14 protein-coding genes are annotated in these 18,271 nt (G+C 37.1%); 6 read left to right on the top strand and 8 right to left on the bottom strand.

Annotation, left to right across the window (positions count from 1 at the left end; genetic code table 11):
• Window positions 1-59: 59 nt before the first annotated feature.
• The 4 genes from lysS to PP182_RS20660 form a co-directional block, all read right to left on the bottom strand.
• Window positions 60-1,751 carry a lysine--tRNA ligase gene (gene lysS / locus PP182_RS20675; RefSeq protein WP_272653152.1) on the bottom strand — a complete coding sequence of 564 codons (1,692 nt, stop codon included), beginning with the start codon at window positions 1,749-1,751 and terminating at the stop codon, window positions 60-62.
• Between the two features lie 39 nt (window positions 1,752-1,790).
• Window positions 1,791-2,525: an SGNH/GDSL hydrolase family protein gene (locus PP182_RS20670; protein ID WP_272653151.1), complete on the bottom strand. Its 735-nt coding sequence runs from the start codon at window positions 2,523-2,525 to the stop codon at window positions 1,791-1,793.
• 39 nt (window positions 2,526-2,564) lie between these two features.
• Complete coding sequence (locus PP182_RS20665) at window positions 2,565-3,125, bottom strand: thioredoxin family protein (protein ID WP_272653150.1); 561 nt, start codon at window positions 3,123-3,125, stop codon at window positions 2,565-2,567.
• A gap of 111 nt (window positions 3,126-3,236) precedes the next feature.
• Window positions 3,237-4,280, bottom strand: a complete 1,044-nt coding sequence (locus PP182_RS20660; RefSeq protein ID WP_272653149.1) for a response regulator transcription factor — start codon at window positions 4,278-4,280, stop codon at window positions 3,237-3,239.
• A 92-nt stretch (window positions 4,281-4,372) separates the two neighbouring features.
• Here PP182_RS20660 and PP182_RS20655 point away from each other — a divergent pair, with 92 nt between their 5' ends.
• From PP182_RS20655 to lipB, 3 genes are read left to right on the top strand one after another with little or no spacing between them, the layout of a single operon-like run.
• Window positions 4,373-4,528, top strand: coding sequence for a YqaE/Pmp3 family membrane protein (locus PP182_RS20655; protein WP_211018664.1), 156 nt, complete (start codon window positions 4,373-4,375; stop codon window positions 4,526-4,528).
• Window positions 4,529-4,543: 15 nt separating this feature from the next.
• Window positions 4,544-5,281 carry a hypothetical protein gene (locus tag PP182_RS20650; protein WP_272653148.1) on the top strand — a complete coding sequence of 246 codons (738 nt, stop codon included), beginning with the start codon at window positions 4,544-4,546 and terminating at the stop codon, window positions 5,279-5,281.
• Window positions 5,282-5,308: 27 nt separating this feature from the next.
• Window positions 5,309-6,025, top strand: a complete 717-nt coding sequence (lipB, locus tag PP182_RS20645) for a lipoyl(octanoyl) transferase LipB (RefSeq protein WP_272653147.1) — start codon at window positions 5,309-5,311, stop codon at window positions 6,023-6,025.
• 38 nt (window positions 6,026-6,063) lie between these two features.
• On the opposite strand, the gene PP182_RS20640 is transcribed toward lipB, so the two are convergent.
• From PP182_RS20640 to PP182_RS20625, 4 genes are all read right to left on the bottom strand, one after another.
• Window positions 6,064-6,675: a TapB family protein gene (locus PP182_RS20640; protein WP_272653146.1), complete on the bottom strand. Its 612-nt coding sequence runs from the start codon at window positions 6,673-6,675 to the stop codon at window positions 6,064-6,066.
• A gap of 98 nt (window positions 6,676-6,773) precedes the next feature.
• A complete protein-coding gene (locus PP182_RS20635; RefSeq protein WP_272653145.1) occupies window positions 6,774-8,093 on the bottom strand; it encodes an OmpA family protein in 1,320 nt (439 codons plus the stop codon).
• A 134-nt stretch (window positions 8,094-8,227) separates the two neighbouring features.
• On the bottom strand, window positions 8,228-10,693 hold the full coding sequence (locus PP182_RS20630) for a ribonuclease HII (RefSeq protein WP_272653144.1): 2,466 nt from the start codon (window positions 10,691-10,693) through the stop codon (window positions 8,228-8,230).
• A 28-nt stretch (window positions 10,694-10,721) separates the two neighbouring features.
• Window positions 10,722-11,315 carry a ribonuclease HII gene (locus PP182_RS20625; RefSeq protein WP_272653143.1) on the bottom strand — a complete coding sequence of 198 codons (594 nt, stop codon included), beginning with the start codon at window positions 11,313-11,315 and terminating at the stop codon, window positions 10,722-10,724.
• Between the two features lie 213 nt (window positions 11,316-11,528).
• Between PP182_RS20625 and PP182_RS20620 the strand changes: the two genes are divergently transcribed.
• From PP182_RS20620 to PP182_RS20610, 3 genes are all read left to right on the top strand, one after another.
• Window positions 11,529-14,342 (top strand): TonB-dependent receptor domain-containing protein, encoded by a 2,814-nt coding sequence (locus PP182_RS20620; protein ID WP_272653142.1) that lies wholly within the window; start codon window positions 11,529-11,531, stop codon window positions 14,340-14,342.
• Between the two features lie 13 nt (window positions 14,343-14,355).
• Entirely contained in the window at window positions 14,356-15,774 is a 1,419-nt protein-coding gene (locus tag PP182_RS20615; protein WP_272653141.1) for a hypothetical protein, read from the top strand.
• Window positions 15,775-15,890: 116 nt separating this feature from the next.
• Window positions 15,891-17,876: a putative porin gene (locus PP182_RS20610; protein ID WP_272653140.1), complete on the top strand. Its 1,986-nt coding sequence runs from the start codon at window positions 15,891-15,893 to the stop codon at window positions 17,874-17,876.
• Window positions 17,877-18,271 lie beyond the last annotated feature (395 nt).

Below are 18,271 nucleotides of genomic sequence, written 5' to 3'. Positions count from 1 at the left end.
CCTCGAAATTCAGGATTGAAATATTCGGGCCTTTATGATTGGTGAAAAATATTGCAAGGCTATTCCGTAAAGGAAACCAAAAGAGACTCCTCTTCCTTGTAAACTTTGGCCAGTTTTTGTTTCGTCAGTCCCTTGATTCCTTTGTCCCACCCCTTATTGCTTAAACCGGATTGTGACTTAAGTTCATTTAAGGACATATTCTTTTCTTTCTTGAGAATATCATAAATGGCCTTTTCATTTTCTGAAAGCTGAATCGCCTTTTTCTCTGGTCGCATTTGAGGGAAGAACAACACTTCTTGGATGGAGGAGTTGTTGGTCATCAACATCACCAAACGATCAATACCGATTCCAATTCCCGAAGTGGGAGGCATTCCATATTCCAAGGCCCTTAGAAAATCCTGGTCAATGAACATCGCCTCATCGTCCCCTTTTTCGGAAAGTTTTAGCTGATCCTCAAAACGCTCGCGCTGATCTATGGGGTCATTAAGCTCGGAATAGGCATTGGCCAATTCTTTTCCGTTCACCATCAGTTCAAAACGTTCCGTAAGTTTCGGATTGTTTCTATGCTCCTTGGTCAATGGACTCATTTCCTTGGGATAGTCCGTTATAAAAGTGGGTTGTATGTAATGATGCTCACACTTTTCACCGAATATTTCATCGATAAGTTTCCCCACGCCCATGGTATCATCTACTTCTATTCCTAAATTTTTGGCTGTTTCCCGGAGCTCCTCTTCTTCCATATTGGAAACATCGATACCGGTGTGGATTTTAATAGCTTCTAAAATGGGAACCCTGGCATAAGGTGCTTTGAACTCGATTTCATTGTTGCCAACTTTCAACTTGGTAGTTCCATTGGCATCCAAGGCAATTTTTTCCAACAATTGCTCCGTGGTGTCCATCATCCAATTATAGTCCTTGTAGGCCACATAGAGCTCCATGACCGTAAACTCAGGATTATGGGTTCGGTCCATACCTTCATTCCTGAAATCCTTGGAGAATTCGTACACACCGTCAAATCCGCCAACAATCAGGCGTTTTAGGTAAAGTTCATTGGCAATTCGTAAGTACAACGGAATATTTAAGGCATTATGGTGCGTTAAAAATGGTCTTGCCGCTGCACCACCGGGTATGGGCTGTAAAATGGGAGTTTCAACTTCTAGATACCCTCGGCTGTTGTAAAATTCACGAATACTGTTCGTGATTTTGGTCCTTTTTATAAAGGTTTCCTTCACCTTTGGATTGACTACCAAGTCCACATATCGCTGACGATATCTTAATTCCGGATCATTAAACTCATCAAAAACTTTTCCCTCGGCATCTTGTTTGGGTAAGGGCAATGGCCGCAAGGCCTTACTGAGCATTTTGAAGTTTTTTACCATGACCGTCTTTTCACCTACTTGGGTGGTAAACAATTCCCCTTCAATACCTATGATATCCCCGATATCCAACAGTTTTTTATAAACTTCGTTATACAGGGTCTTATCCTCATCAGGACATATTTCATCCCTGTTGAAGTAAACTTGTATACGTCCTTCACTATCCTGAATTTCCGCAAAAGAGGCCTTTCCTTGAATACGACGGGACATTAGCCTACCGGCTATAGTCACTTTCTTTCCTTCTTCATATCCGTTTTTTATACCCTTGGATGTTGTGTTTACTGGATATAATTCGGCAGGATATGGGTTGATTCCCAAGTCCCGCAATTTCATCAACTTTTCTCTTCGTATTACCTCTTGTTCGGATAATTGCATGATCTGTAATTTAAAGCCGCAAATATAGGTAAGAAAGCGCTAATCTTTGAAACCTTCCAACACAAAAGGAAGGATAAGGTCAACAAATTTACCGTAAGCTTCCCCGGAGGGGTGAAGTCCGTCATTGGCAACAAGTTGGGGCTGCTCCAGCCCTAATCTTGTAATATCCGTAATTTCGACAAATGTAATATTGTATTTGTCGGCTATACTTTTAGCAAATTCATTGTACTGATCGATTTCTGTTGATATTTTATCCACATCCCGTGTTTGACCAAAGGGGGTAAAGGCATAATCTGGAATGGAGATGACCAACACCTCTTCCGTATTACCGTTCACAAAACCTAGGGCAGTCTGCAATAGTTCTGGAAATTCTTTTTCATATTGTTCAAAAGGTTTGTTCTGATACTGATTGTTGACGCCAATTAATAAGGTCACTAAATCTTGAGGTATGTCTATTCTTGTATTGGTAATGGCGTTTTTAAGATCGTCTGTTCTCCACCCGGTTTTTGCTATAATTCTTGTTTCTACATCGATGTCTAGTTCGCTTTCTAACCTTTTAGAGAGCTGAACAGGGAAACTATTCTGGGAGATAACACTTTCTCCTATAGTATAGCTATCACCAAGCGCCAAATAGCTAAAATCTTTTTTCTCCTCTTGATTTTTTTCTTCAGGTTGATTTAGAATGGTGTCATTATCATTGGTTGTGCAGTTCAAAAACAACACAATGAGGACTATAATTTTAAAAGGGTTCATATCCGTAATTTGCATTTTCATACCCTAGATACGAAATATTCCTATAATGGATTCTTAAATTCAGTCGAAATGTAGCGATTTGGCCTTGTTTGGAACATAAGAATTGCCATCAATGATTTCCAAAATATCTTTCTCCAAGGTTTTATTTGGAGTCTCTATGATTCTATTGACCTCTCTTCCATTTTTGTAAAAAATAATTGTAGGTACGCGTAAAATTTGTAATCCCCATTCCTCTTCGGTCGGACTTTTTTTGTAAAAATTCTTTCTAACATCAACGGCGACCATCTGCAATTTTTCTATGGGGAATTTTGCATGCTCCAGAATTTTAAGGAACCTGGGAACTTCCCGTTTACTGTCACCACACCAAGTTCCCATAAAAATTTTGACATGATAGGAGGATAGCTTTTCGGAAAAATCCAAGATGGTACTTTCATCTAAAGTATAATCATCATAATTTTCCTGAAACCAGGTATTGTATGTGGATTGGGTCAATCCAGTTTTATTAATTTTCCCTACCAATATTTTTTGATTATTGTTTAGCGTTATTTCTTGGTTATAGGGCTGCGAAATAAGAAGAGTTGAGGAGCATACTGCGATAATAAATGATAGTAAGGTTTTCATGATTTATGTATTTAAATGAAAACCAAAACTGAAAAAAACATACTTGCCAAAAATGGATTCGGGGTTGGAAAAAGGGACTAGACCCCAGGTGGAAATATGAATTTCTTTGGATTAAAGCCCTTTAAGCGTATCTCGGGAATCAACATTCAATTTTTTATAAATGTTATTGATGTGACTCTTTACGGTACTTACTGAAATAAATAGGTTGGATGCGATTTCTTTATTGGACATTCCTTGTTTTATGAGGGCCACAATTTTTTGCTCCTGTTCGGATAACGCTTTAATCAAATTCCTTCTTTTATCTGCAACAAAAAGATATCTGGACCGCCATAAATAAAGATTAGTAATCAATGAAATTAATAACAGTGAACCCAGAATAACCACCCATTTATAGTGGTTTTTTTGGACTGGTTTTCCCAAAACTGAAAAGGCTTCGATTTCTGCCTCAAATTGTTTGGTGAAAGCGGCTACAGGGTATTCTTTTCTTAATCTTTCCGAAAGTTCAAAATAATAGTTATTGTCTTCAAAGTCCTTTGTGAAATATGCATAGGATTCGTTTTTTCTATCCGATAGAAATTGATAGATATACAATTCGGACAAGGGCTCATTTAGACTTTTGCCATAGTCCTGCAATTTATTGAACCATTTTTTAGAATTTAAACGGTTATTGGCATCGCTCCTGAAACTAGCAAAATCAAAGGCCATTTCACCAAAAAGTTCATCGATTTTTAAAATGTCGGCAGAAGCGCTATTTGTAGAGGATAAATCGCAAAATATTTCGTCGTTAAAGGTTGTAGGGAAGTAAATAGTATCCTTTACATTGGCTATGAATAGAATACTTTTAGTATTTACACAATTACCAAAAAAGTGTTTTTCATACAACTCTTCGGAGCAATCATCGATATGTATTTTGTAAATTCTGTTCTCCCCTAATAAGTTGTCACCCTTAAACTCAAAATAACCAGTATTGTCGGTGGTCGTTTTTTTGAGAATTTGCTCCAAATAGGTTCTGGACATTTTTCTATAATCTTCGACAACGGAAAGGTATACGGTTTTACCTGCAACACTATCGGAAATATTGCCATTAAAAAAGTATTGACAAAAAGTGCTCCATGAGCAAAAAAGAAAGCATATGGATAATATAGCTCGTTTCAAGGTTTGTTTCTTTTGCGTTAAAAATAAACGATTCTGTAACAAATCCGGTAATTTAGCAACTAATTAGTACATCAATCAAAATCAAATTAAATATGAGTTTCATACGAGTCTTATTGGCTATTTTGTTTCCTCCGTTAGCTGTAATAGGTAAGGGATGCGGATCATTCCTAATTGTCTTACTCTTAACTTTTTGTGGTTGGGTACCCGGGGTTATCGCAGCTTTGGTTATCTTGAACAATCCAAACTAAATAATACAAAACAAGATGGCATTTAAAAAGGTATTGTTGGCCGTATTCTTAACGGTCTTGTTCGTTGCCTGTAATTTTACGGAGGAAATCTATATTAATACCGATGGCTCCGGAAAAATGAGTATTGGTTTCGATGGTAGTGAAATGATGTCTATGATTCCGGAATCGGATAGCCTTGAAACGGAGGAAGTGATAGATTCTACCTTAGTTTTCAAGGATTTTCTAAGGGAGAAAAAGGATAGTATAGCCCAACTCCCCAAAGAGGAACAGGAAAAGCTTAAAAAATTGGAACCATTTAGTATGCATATGGTCGTAGACGCTCCGAACGGAATCATGAATTTTGAAATGTTCTCGGATTTCAAACAAGTTTCCGATGTGAACGACGCCTTCAACGCCTTCCAAAACGCGAGTAAAATGGGTCCATCAGCAACAGATAAGCCGGTACCCCAAAACTCGGGAAATGACGCCACCGAAGTAGAATATTCTTTCAAGAAGAGCCTTTTTGTTAGGGAAACGAAAATAAAAAATAAGGAGATGTTCCAAAAAAGTTTGGATAGTCTGGAGAGTGCAGAAATGTTTTTGGGCAGTTCTACCTATACCTTTAAATACCATTTCCCTAAAAGAGTAAAATCCACCAATGTCGAGGAGGCTACATTTTCCATGGACGGTAAAACCATGATTTATGAGGTTAATTTTCTGGATATGCTTAAAGACCCCGAATCTATTAGAATTGAGGTGGAGCTAGAAAAATAGCCCACACCCTTTTCGTATCTTTGCACCATGAACAAAGAGGTGATTTTACAGGATTTAGGGGTAAAGGACTATAAGGAGACGTGGGATTATCAAGAACTACTTTTTCAACAGACCCTCGATATTAAAATAAGGAACAGGAGAGAGGAGCGTACTCTTGAGACGCCCAATCATTTTATATTTGTTGAACATCCACATGTATATACTTTGGGAAAAAGTGGGGACGTACAAAACCTTCTTGTTGATGAAAAAGAATTGGATGCTAAAGGAGCGAAATTCTATAAGATAAATAGGGGAGGGGACATCACCTACCACGGTCCGGGACAAATTGTGGGATATCCTATTTTGGACCTAGAAAATTTTTTTACGGATATCCATAAATACCTACGATTTTTAGAGGAGATGGTCATTTTAACTTTGGCTGAGTATGACTTAAAGGCAGAACGTTCCAAAGGTGAAACAGGAGTATGGTTGGATGTAGGTACACCATTTGCCCGTAAAATTTGTGCCATGGGGGTCCGTGCTTCCAGGTGGGTAACTATGCACGGGTTTGCGCTCAATGTTAATTCTGATTTGGGTTATTTTGATATGATGATACCCTGTGGGATTAAAGATAAGGCCGTAACCTCATTGAATGTTGAGTTAGGAAAGCGAGAAGTAGATTTGGAAGATGTTAAGAGAAAGCTTTTGCGACATTTTGAAGTCCTTTTTGAAGCCAATTTTATAAAAGAAAAAACCAAGATATAAACCTCGGTTTTTCATGACTTTTATTTTTTCAATGACTTTTATTTGTCAAATTTTGTAAGTTCCATCCGACTCATAAGCTTACCGTTTTTTCCGTAGGTTTCCTGTTTTACCATGCCTACTCCCTCTGAAATCCAAACTTTATTACTAGTCTCAAGATTGCTCATCATCACTTTGGACTTACTTTTTTCCGTTATTAAATAACAGTCGAACGTACCGGCTTCCGTAGTAACGGATTCTTCTTTTTCAACTTTTCGATCGTAAGTATCAACATTGATCTTCATCTTCATTGCTCCCATGTCCATGGATACATTTACATTGGCATCGTCCAAGGCTTGTCCCGCTGAAAGGTCATTCGGAATTTCAATATCGGTACCTGTAATATCCATCTCCATGCCCATATCCTCATATTGTTTTTTCATTTGAGTAGGGAAGAGGCTTTCGTAATCAATTTTTATTCCTTCACCGGTACAGGTTATTTTATAATCGGATTCCATAATATTTTTGCCTTTTTCATCTGTAAAAGTGAATTGCATCGTAGCAGTAGTGTTATCACCGGAATTTTCTACAGCTGATATGATATAATCGGTAACGCCTTCTACTTTATCCTTTTTGTTATAAAGCGTGTATTGAAAAGTGGCACCTTCTTCCATTGGGTAATATTTGCTACAGTTATTCTGCCCAAATAATGAAGGGCATATACAGAGAAGGATTAGATATAAGAAAAATTTAGTGTTCATTATTTGTTGATTTATTGTTTAATAAATTCTACTCTCCTGTTCTGTGACTTTCCATCGCTGGTGGTGTTATCCGCTACAGGTTCGGTTTCACCCTTGCCATCCGTTGAAAGTCTACCGGCATCTACCCCATAAACACCAACTAGAGCATTTTTTACAGCTTCTGCACGACTTTTTGAGAGTGAAAGGTTGCTATTTTCATCACCATCCGCATCGGTGTGCCCCACAATTTTCAAACTAATCGATGTATCTTGTTGTAATACCTGAAAAATTTGGCGAATAACCCCCATGGATTCCGGCTTTAGCGTATTGGAACCAGAACTAAACAGAATGGCGTTCGTAGATATTTTTCCTTCGGATAAAAGTTTTCTTCTTAAATCAACGCCCCCTTTGGCTACCTTAAGATTAGAAATAAACAATTGCTCCGAATCGTCCTTAAAGTTATTGGCGTGGAATTTTAGCGTCGTTATTTTATCCAAGGGTATTGCTTTGGGAACATCTATATATTTGGTTTCATCTACCCAAAGCCTGAATCTTTCATCGTTCACGGCAATGGAAATATGGGTGCCTTCAACAATTTTGTTTCTAATGTCAGCCTTAACAGTACTGTAAATCTCACGTTCGTTATCTATTCTGTTTTCAATGGTAATTCCCGCAGCAGTATATTGACAAAAAGGGATACTTGCCTGAACAAAATTGGCACCTTCCTTGAATTTGTCATCATCACTTAGATCTACCCTTAAACGCGAGGTCGAGGAAGTTCTATCAACGCCAATACCAATAACATCGAATTCAATGGTATATTCCTTTGGAAGTTTCGGGACATTTGGAATGAAAAAGATGTTATATCCAGATTTTAATTTAAACCATTTTTCCGATTCATTACCTAGCATAACGACTTCGCCACCTGCATTGGTATTCCATTTAACCGGGAAGTCGCCCACAAAGTCATTGGAGAAATCATCATAAAAAAGTTGTTCGTCACCTGGGACAAAATCAAACTTACTATAGACTTCTAAGCTCTTTGGTCCACTCGATTTACCACTGGTGTTATCAGTGGAAGAATTATCATTTGGGGAACCTGCAACGGGATTATCCTTTTTAGGAGTGGATGGGTTTTCTGTTTTTTTTGAACCAGGTTCCAAAATACTGTCCAAAGCCTGATCTGTTTTTTCTGTTGCTTCCTTATCAACCCTCCTTTCTACAGCTCTTTCTGCAGCTTTTTCCGCTCTTTTTCCAAGTTTTTTAAGGAATTGGGCATTAGAAGATGTAAAACAAAGTAGTAGAATTCCTGTCACCAAAACTACTTTTTGGGACAATTTGATGGTCTTCATAATAGTGTAAATTAATTTTTTAATTAAGACCCATAAATTGGGTATCCTTTTAAATTTAAAGGAAAGCGTGTTAAATAGCAACTAGGATTGTATGGCTGGCAATTAAGTTAGTATAGAACCGTACAAAAATTGTATTAATGTACTTTATAAACTACCAAAGAATTTTCTTGATCTTTAAGCACTATTTCAGGCTTGTTGTCATTGTCCATATCGGCCATATCTATTGTGGAAGCCCCATATACGGGAAATCCCGCAATAGGTTCCGCCTGACTATCATACAGATAGGATTTTAGATTCTGAATATCCGTAACGGAAACGTAGATTTTATCGTTCAAATAGAAGATTGAGGGTTTGGTGTATACCCCAAGGTCCAGCGCTACTTTTTTTCCTCTAATGGAAAGTATGTTATCGTTCATCGAAACCAAAGTTCTGGAGGTGGCATCCATTCCGTGATCTGCATTGATTTGTAAATCAGTTGTTTCAACCTTTCCTTGCGTATTAATTTCATATAAGATTCCATCCTTGGAGGTGACAATGAATTTGTTTTGATGCACTTTAACTTCATTTTCTGAAAAGGAAATTTTTTCAGATACTCTGACCCTTACATTCCCGACACGGTTTAGGATTTTTAAACTACCATCGGACAATTTAAACACTAAATAGTCCCTTGTCCCTATTGCAAAATGCTGTGGGGCACCTAAAATATTTTCTTCTGCCTTAGTGTATTTAAATCCGGAAACTATTTTACCGTCATTATTGTACATGTAGACTTTGTCCCCTTGGGTTACTACAAATCGATAATTTTTATTTCCAGAATAATCAAAGACCGAAAGCGGATTAAGGTTTCCGCCGTCAAACTTAAAAGTAAATGGAGCCACTTCTTTACCATTACGATCTACAATATAAAACCTGTTGTTGGTCGTGAAGGCTAATTGATACTTGCCATTTCTATATATATCTACTTCATGAATTTTCCCTTGGATCGCACTTTCCAATTCTTTTTTCCAAATGATTTTCCCTTTATAGGATATTAAATAGAGTACATTGTTCTTGTCCTGTACTACAATGTCCTTTCTATTTGTTCTGTGGTTTGTAAAGAATTGAGGGTTTAAGGAAATATCCGAATCAAGTTGTAACTTGAACATTTCCGACGTACCCGTCTTGATATTTGATTCCGTGATTTTTTTTATAAAATAATTGGTGTGCATAAAACCTGCATCGGCAATTATCTGTGAACCGAATAAATAATCCTTTAAATCGGCCTTGTTGAGCACATTGTTTAAACCTCCAATACCTGTTTGTTCCAAATTGTTTTCGAGGCCTTTGGAGTTAGAAATGGATAATATGGTAGATTCGGAAGTAATCAATTCTTGTATATTCTCAAAAATCAAGGCTTTTTCAATCGATTGCTCCGACTTACTGGAACTGATAAAATTTTCTATTGTTTCCTGTTTTGAAGAAAAGGCAAAAATATTTCCAATGATGGTAGAAAACCGAGGTTCAAAATCCTTAATGATGGGATAAAAACTCTGTTGTAAAGCACTGTCCCCATTCACCTCCATAATTTCACTGCCCTGAAATTCAATCGAATTTATTTGTATTCCCTTTAGGTAGTCCGAAATATTTGCCGTTCCATATGTTTTTAATAAGACTATCTTTTCTGTATCTATATCGGCAATTCCAATTTCTTCCACAGCAGAAAATATAGAGTCTTTGTTTCCTATAGTATCTAAAAAGCTTTCCTGTTTTTTGGAGAAGGTTTTATAATTGTTAAAGGTATAGGAGATATAGGAATCAGCGTTTATGGGTGTAAATTCCTTGGTTTGATTAATTAAGGGTTTTGTATTGGAGAACAACCCAAGGTAATTTTTAAGGGAATCATTAAGTATTGAAATTCCATTTAAGAGAAGCTCATCGTCATTAAGGGTTATATCTAGAGAAATCCAATCCGCGTAACTTTGTCTAACTACGGAATCTATCCCAAAAATATTTTGAAAAAGTCCTTTGCTATTATTTACATCTACCCAAATCTGTGCTGATTTTGAAAGGTTCTCCAGTTCATTAAATTTTCTAAACTGGTTTTTTACGATTGTACCATTTTCAATATCGGTCCAAACTTCTTCAAGGGCCAAAAGAGAAGAGCTCACTATCTCTTTGTTTTGAATAGATGAGGTATAAAAAGTATTTCCTTCAATTTCATACTTTCTAAATTTCAAATTGTTTTTTTCAATCGACTCAACGGTTTTATCCGTTGTACTATCCAATACAATTTGTGGTAGACTATCAGAAGGAACATAAACAAAATCAAAACTATTCTCAGAATTGTTTAAAATGGCAATAAGACCAGCTTTTTGAGAACTTACGTAGGTAAGGGGTTTTAATTTTTCAGTTATTTTTGTTATTCCCCCAGAATTTTGAAGCTCAACAAGAATTTTGTTTTCGCTTATTTCCGATTTGAAAGTGTCGAAGTCTAAAATTTTCAAAACCACTGGACTGTTCCTAGGTATAAAATCTATTAAGGAAGAAGTATTTCTTTTTTCAGAAGTACAATTGGTAAAAAAGATGATACCAAAAACGAGAAACAGTTGACTTAGCCTCATAAATTGCCTTTTGGCAAATTTATACTTTTTATAGTTCTAGCGTAAGTTGCTCTGGTAGTAGTCTAAAACTTTTTCTATGATATTTTGTTATTCCATATTTTTTAATGGCATCTCGGTGTTCTTTGGTGGGGTACCCTTTATTTTTCTTCCAGTTATACATGGGGAATTCTTCGTGTATTTTTTCCATATAGGCGTCCCTATGGGTCTTTGCAAGAACCGAAGCCGCGGCAATACTCATGTATTTTGAATCCCCTTTTACTATACATGTATATGGTATCTCCTTATAGGGTTTAAACTTGTTACCGTCCACAATTATATAGGGCGGAGTTTCTATGAGCTTATCAATGGCTTTGTGCATGGCTAGAATTGAAGCATTTAGGATATTAATTTCATCAATTTTTAAAGGATGAATATGGGCTACGCCATAGGTAATGCATTGTTCTTCAATAATGGGTTTTAATCGCTCTCTATTTTTGACCGATAAGAGTTTGGAATCGTTAAGAAGAGTGTTTTGAAAGTGCTTTGGCAAAACTACCGCAGCAGCCGTAACAGGTCCTGCTAAACAACCTCTGCCTGCCTCGTCAGTTCCGGATTCGTTAAAAAAAGTGTAAAATTTTCTCAAAAATTAGGATTTCGTTAACTAGATGAGGGTAAAAACAAGAATTAAACAAAAGTTAAATGTTTGAATACTTCGTGTTAAAAAATTATAAATAAATATTAAAAACATAATTAAAGCCAATTTTTTAACAAATATAGGCTTTGTCTTAAGAAACCATTTTGGATTAGTTTGGTTTTTTAATGAGCTTTGAAGCTTGCTAATTCAAAAACTAAATCTATGAAACAGAAGTTTAAATGGATGCTTTTGCCATTATTGGTGTTAAGCATATCATTTTCCTATGCACAGGAAAAAACAGTGTCCGGTACTGTAACGGATCAATCCAATTTACCGCTCCCGGGTGTGTCTATCATTGTGGTTGGTACAACAGATGGAACCCAATCGGATTTTGATGGAAATTATTCTATTAATGTAAGTGAAGGGGATGTATTGAGATTCTCATACATAGGACAGAAAACAGTTAATCGAACAGTGGGTGCAGGTTCAACGATTGATGTAACAATGGAGGAAGATGCTCAGGCTTTGGAAGAAGTGGTTGTCACTGGTCAGGGTTCGGGTATCGCACGTAGAAAATTATCTACTACCGTTGATGCCTTGGATTCAGAGGATATTGACAAATTACCTGCAAATCAGATTGATCAAATATTGCAGTCTACTACCCCAAGTGCACAGATTCGATTAAGTTCTGGGCAGCCGGGTACAGCGGCAATTATTAGAACGAGGGGTCCAATATCAGCTGCAACTTCTGCAACACCTGTAATTATTGTGGATGGAGTTCGTGTTGATAACTTGAACTCAAATCCAGAATTGGGGATTGCTACTGGTGGTGCCAATGTATCTGCTCTGGCGGATATTCCAGTTGAGTCCATCGAAAGGATTGAATATATTAAAGGTGGTGCGGCAACAACATTGTATGGTGCCGATGCCGCTAATGGTATCATTCAAATTATAACAAAGAAAGGTAAGGATGGAAAAAGTTCTGCTTTCTTTGAAAGTAATGTGGGTGTTATCAAAGCAACCACGGATTTCTTGAGGTATGATAGAACTGCCGAAGCAATTTTTGAACCGGGATGGTCACAACAATATCGTGTAGGCCTAAATGGAGGTTCAGATAAATTCTCTTATAATTTTGGAGGTAGCCTTTATAAGGATGATAGTTTCAATGATATAAATGAGCAAATAAGAAGGTCTTTCACTTTTGGTCTTACGGCCAAGGTTACGGACAAATTAAGATATCAAGGGTCTTTCTCTTTTGTAAATTTCGAATCCAATTTGGATTACAACGCAAATACGAGCTTTTCTAGATTCTCCAACATTGAAGGTTCGGCACGTGGGGCAACCGATGAATTTACGGATGAGGAATGGCAAAGTGAGTTGGCCAGATACAGGAATATTGGTCAGTTAGTGGATATCACTAGTACAACGAACCGTATTACTGCTTCCAACAAATTTATCTATGATATCAATGATGCGCTTCAAGTAAATGCGACCATTGGTATCGATAATAGAAATACTGTACAGGAGGAGTTGTTGAGTAATGAGTTACAAGTGGCCCTAGGTTCAGTTGCCGAAGGTACTACGGACCAGGGTGAATTGACTAGGGTTCTAAGGTCAGCGTTTACTTTAACAACCGATGTAAATGTAACGCATAGAGCGAATACTGAAAACTTTTCTTTTGTTTCTATTTTAGGGGGACAATTTTTTAGGACTTCGGATAGACAGAATAGGTTGAATGGTTCTGGAGGTGTTGACGGAACACGCTCTTTGAACAATTTCTCAGAACAAACTTTTTCTGATTTTGTATTGGAAAATGCCAACTATGGCCTTTACTTTTTAGAGAATATTGGTATTTATGATGTGGCTTTCTTAGAATTTGGTGGTCGTTTGGATCAAAACACCGCTTCTGGTGCCAATACCGACCCGTTGTTGCTTCCTAAAATTGGACTAACCTATAATTTTAGTGACCATGATTTCTATATAAATTCTGGTTTTAAGGATATTCTTTCTACTATTAAGTTAAGGGCAAACTACGGTGAGGCAACAAATTTTGCACAACCTTTCTCTCAGGATAGAACATTTGCTCAAAATCCATTCTTAGGTGGGCCGTCATTTACTTTTGATAATCAAGGAAATGATGAATTGGTTTCAGAACGTGTTAAGACGACCGAATTTGGTGTAGAACTTGGTTTTTTCAGCAACCGGTTGTTCTTAAGCGGTACAAGATATATAGGAATTACTGAGGATGCTCTTTTTACACCTCAAGACCCACCTTCCTCAGGTCAGGCCAATCAGATTCAGAATATTGGAGAAGTTGAAAACAAGGGATATGAGTTCGCTTTAACGGCTACTCCGATTCAAACAGAAAAGCATAATTTAAGTATAAATCTATCTTACAATACGAACGAAAACTTAGTTACGGATTCCGGTGGAGCTCCTGCATTTGTAGTTGGTGGGTTTACAGTATTGGGCTCCGTAGTTGAGGAAGGGCAAAGTTTAGGTTACCTAAGAGGTACTGCTGCAGTATTGCAAGATGACGGTACATATACTTTTGAGCCTAATACGGCTTTAGGTGACACTTTTGCCCCTAACTTCGGTTCTATGGGCTTTAATTATACATGGGGTGACTTTAATTTATTTGCCACTGCTGATTATCAGTTTGGGGGTAAGATAACTGATTTGAGTTTTTTATTGAGAAATCTAAGAGGTGTCGATAGCACGGGTATACCCGATGAACTAAATGGGCAAACATCTCCTTTTAACTATACCAATTTTTTTGTTTTCGATAATGATTTCTTGAAAGTCAGAAATATTGGGGCATCCTATAATTTGGGAGATATAGCTAAGCCATTATTTAGTAACATTAGACTAGGTCTTAACGTAACAAACCCATTCAATTGGACAGCGGGTACATTTGATCCTGAAACCACAGGTTCTGGTATCTCTGCTCAGAACGGTTTTGCTAGTGGTGGTTTTGCATATGGTACAGAATCAGCACCAAGAACATATATTGCCTCTATGAGGTTCGAATTTTAAAAAATAAAAACAGATGAAAAAACTTATAATATTTTTTACGGCTGCTTTAATATTTGGCTGTACTGGTGATTTTGGTGATGTAACCGACTTCAAGGAGGTGGAGAACCCAAATCTTTCAGAAGCATCGGTTGTAGGGCAACCAAACTCGGCTACAATTTGGCTGAGCGGTTTGGAAAGGCAATTGGCATTGGTATTTCAAGAGACCTTGACTTTAGCCGAATTAGGTTCTGATAATTATGTAAATACACAAACTTTCTTTAATCAATTTATGGATGATTTGGTAATTCAAATTACCGATCCGGATATGAGGGATACGCAACGTGATATTCAAAGATTAAGGGAGCTTGCCATTTTCGGTTTAAACGAGGTTGGTCCTGGAGATCCAAATTATGATGCGGCAACCGAGGCTGAATTCAATTATTTTGAAGGTCTTGCTTATTTGTTTTCTGGAATGTATTTTTCTACCCTTCCGGCTGAACCTGTAGGTGTTCCTGTAACATCGGAGCAACACTATTTAAATGCAATTTCTGCTTTTGATGCGGCAATTGCCCTTAACGCAAAACCTGAATATCAACTGGCGAAGGCCAGGGCAAATTATTATTTAGGGAATCAATCCGGAGCTGTTGCAGCTGCTACGGCGGCTTTGGCCTTGGATTCTTCCTTTGATAGAACTGTAAAGTTTGATGAGTCTAATGGACCTAGCAATACCTTTGAAGATGCATTGTATGAAAGAGCGACTTTCGACGATTTACAACCGCTTCCAACATTGGATTTCTTAGATCCGAAATATTCGTTTTTGGATCCAAATGAAGATGCCCCCGTACATTTTATGAAAGCGGAAGAGGCATACCTTATTTTGGCTGAGGCAGCTTTAGCGGATAACGATATTGCAGGGGCAAGGACTAATCTAACCTCATTGTTGGATTTAATCGCTACAAGAGAAGTACGTAATATTGATGATTCGATTGAGCAAAGAAGTCAGGTAGATGAGGGATCTAGACCCGATAATGCTTCAGTGGTTGTAAACGGAAGACCTGGTCTAGTTTTGGATAGACAATCCGGTAATGTTGATATTCCATCTGTATCTGGTACTTCTTTAACTGCCGACGATATTGCGGCAATGCAGGATGATGATGACGGACTAGTTCTTTTGTATAGGACTAGGCAAGAAGTTTTTATTTCGGAAGGAATAAGGCTTGTTGACATGGGTGTTAAATTGGTCATTGATGAAAATGAGATATTGCTAAATGAAAATATCAATGAAGGTGATGCGGGTACAGTTGCAGTAATACCGTCTTTTATTGATGCAGTGGTGAGCGATTTGGACGCCATTACTTATGAACCAGGTTCTGGAGTGGCTACTACGGCCATCGATTTAAATGAAGTCTTGGTTGCTAATAAGAGTTCGGATCAAGTTGTTCCATTCGAATAATTTCACAACAAATTTAAAATTTTAAAGGCCCCAGTTTTGGGGCCTTTTTCAATACGTTAAACTTTCACATTTCGTTAGGAACAAAAAAATTAACTTTGCGATTGTAATATTTTTGAATGAAGTATCTATTAGCACTCGTTTTTTTCTGTTTCGCATATTCCATGTTTTCACAGGTGCCAAAGGCGGCTAGAAAAGAACCTGATTCACTTATAAGGAACAAGCCCAAGGTTGCCCCAAAAGATGTGGCTAGAAAAGATAGTGTTGCAGAGGTCACCATAAAAGATTACAAAATTATTTCATTTTCTCGGGATACTACCTTTTTGGACACCACCTTAACGATCCAGAAGGAATACAAGTACAATTATCTACGTAGGGATGATTTTGAGTTAATGCCTCTTTCCAATATTGGGCAAACCTATAACTTGCTGGGAATGGATTTGGATAGGTCCACCATGTATCCAAAGATTGGTGCAAGTGCCAAACATTTCAATTATTGGGAGGTAGAAGACATAAATTATTATAATGTGGCTACTCCAATGACGGACATTCTTTTTAAGACGACCTTGGAACAAGGTCAATTATTGGATGCCATGTTAACTTTTAATACCTCCAGGCGTCTCAACTTTTCTATAGGGTATAAAGGACATCGTTCGCTTGGGAAATACAATTCAAACCAGATTCGCTCAGGGAATTTTACAACGACCACCAACTATTTGACCAGTAATGGGAGATATGCTCTTAGGGCACATATCGCTGCTCAAGACATCAATTCCCAAGAAAATGGAGGGTTGACCGAGAAGGTTGCCCAATTTGAGTCTGGGGACTCTGATTTTACGGATAGGGCAAAGGTGGATGTACGTTTTGATGATGCAGATAACAAAGTACTCGGTAAAAGGTATTATTTGGACCATACTTATAAGTTACTTAGAAAAACAAAAGATTCCAGCTACCTCGAAAAAACATCGTTGACTATAGGTCACGTTTTTAATTATGAAACCAAATACTATCAATACATGCAGTCAAGCGGTGATAGTTATTTTGGAGATGTTATTTTATCACCTATTAATGACAAGGCAAATCTTAAAACCACATTCAACCAGTTGAATCTTGAGTTTTATAACAAGACCTTAGGTGCATTGAAGGGTAATATAAATTTCTTTGACTATAATTATTTTTTTAACAGTGTTTTTTTTGCTGAGGATGGGAGTGTTATAGAAAATCAACTTAAAGGCAATGAAGTTGCTTTGGGCGCGGACTACAAAAAGACCGTGAGAGGATTTTCATTGTCTGGGTCATTTAAATATAATCTTTCAGGCAATCTATCCGGAAACATTTTTGATGCCCATGTAGGGTATAGTTTGAATGAGAAAAATCACTTGAAGTTTAAGGTGCATTCATCTTCGAAAATGCCTGATTTTAATTTTCTCTTATATCAAAGTGAATACCTAAATTATAATTGGCAAAATACGGACACTTTTAAAAAGGAAAGAGTGAACAGCTTGGAGTTCACACTGGATTCAGATGTTTTTGGAAATGTTTCGGCCAAGTATACCAATTTGGATAATTATACCTATTTCTCAATTGACCCTCAAATAGCAGTTTTAGAAGGGGCTGATCAAGCAGCTATAAAACCTTTTCAAGAAGATGCAGGTATATCTTATTTAAAGTTGAAGTATAAAAAAGAGTTTAGGTTGGGCAAATTTGCGCTGAACAATACGGTAATGTATCAATCCGTTTCACAGGAGTCCAATATATTAAATGTCCCTCAACTGGTCACACGTAATACCTTATATTTTTCTTCTGATGTGTTTAAAAAAGCCATGTATCTACAAACGGGTGTTACTTTAAAGTACTTTACGAAGTATAATATGAATGGTTATAATCCTGTACTTGGTGAATTTTTTGTGCAAGAAACGGAAGAGCTAGGTGGTTTTCCGTTGCTAGATTTCTTTATTAATGCACGTATTCAGCAAACGAGAATATTTTTAAAGGCGGAACATTTTAATTCTTCCTTCAGCGGATATAATTATTATGCTGCCCCAAATTATCCTTATAGGGATTTTGTGATTCGATTTGGTCTTGTCTGGAATTTCTTTTCTTAATTTTTAAGGCACTGTGATATAGGCAATTGACGTTTTCCTCGTTTTTACTTCCATATAATATCAAATTGATACACAAGTATTTACCATTTTTTTGAGTGTTTTTATAATTTTTTTAGTTTGAAAATAACTGAAAAACAAGAGGTTATAAATTAATTTGAATTTTTTTCATTTTTTTTTGGTTTAGCTATTGTAGAATCGAAAACGGTGCGTATATTTGCACCCGCTTAGGCAAAGACCTAGGGGCGGGAAGAGGAAACTTGGCGAGGAGCCTTGTTGAATTTCCTGATTGGAGTTCATTGAAATATTGTGGAGAGAGTCGTATCCTTAAATGGGGGTGCGATGGTAGAGAAACATAAAGAATTAGATCGAGAGAATCGGGGCCGTGGACAAGTTCG

The organism is Maribacter sp. PR1 (assembly GCF_028464145.1).
Classification (GTDB): Bacteria; Bacteroidota; Bacteroidia; order Flavobacteriales; family Flavobacteriaceae; genus Maribacter.
The sequence above is the reverse complement of the archived record's forward strand: the minus strand, read 5'-3'. Positions and strand labels throughout refer to the sequence as shown.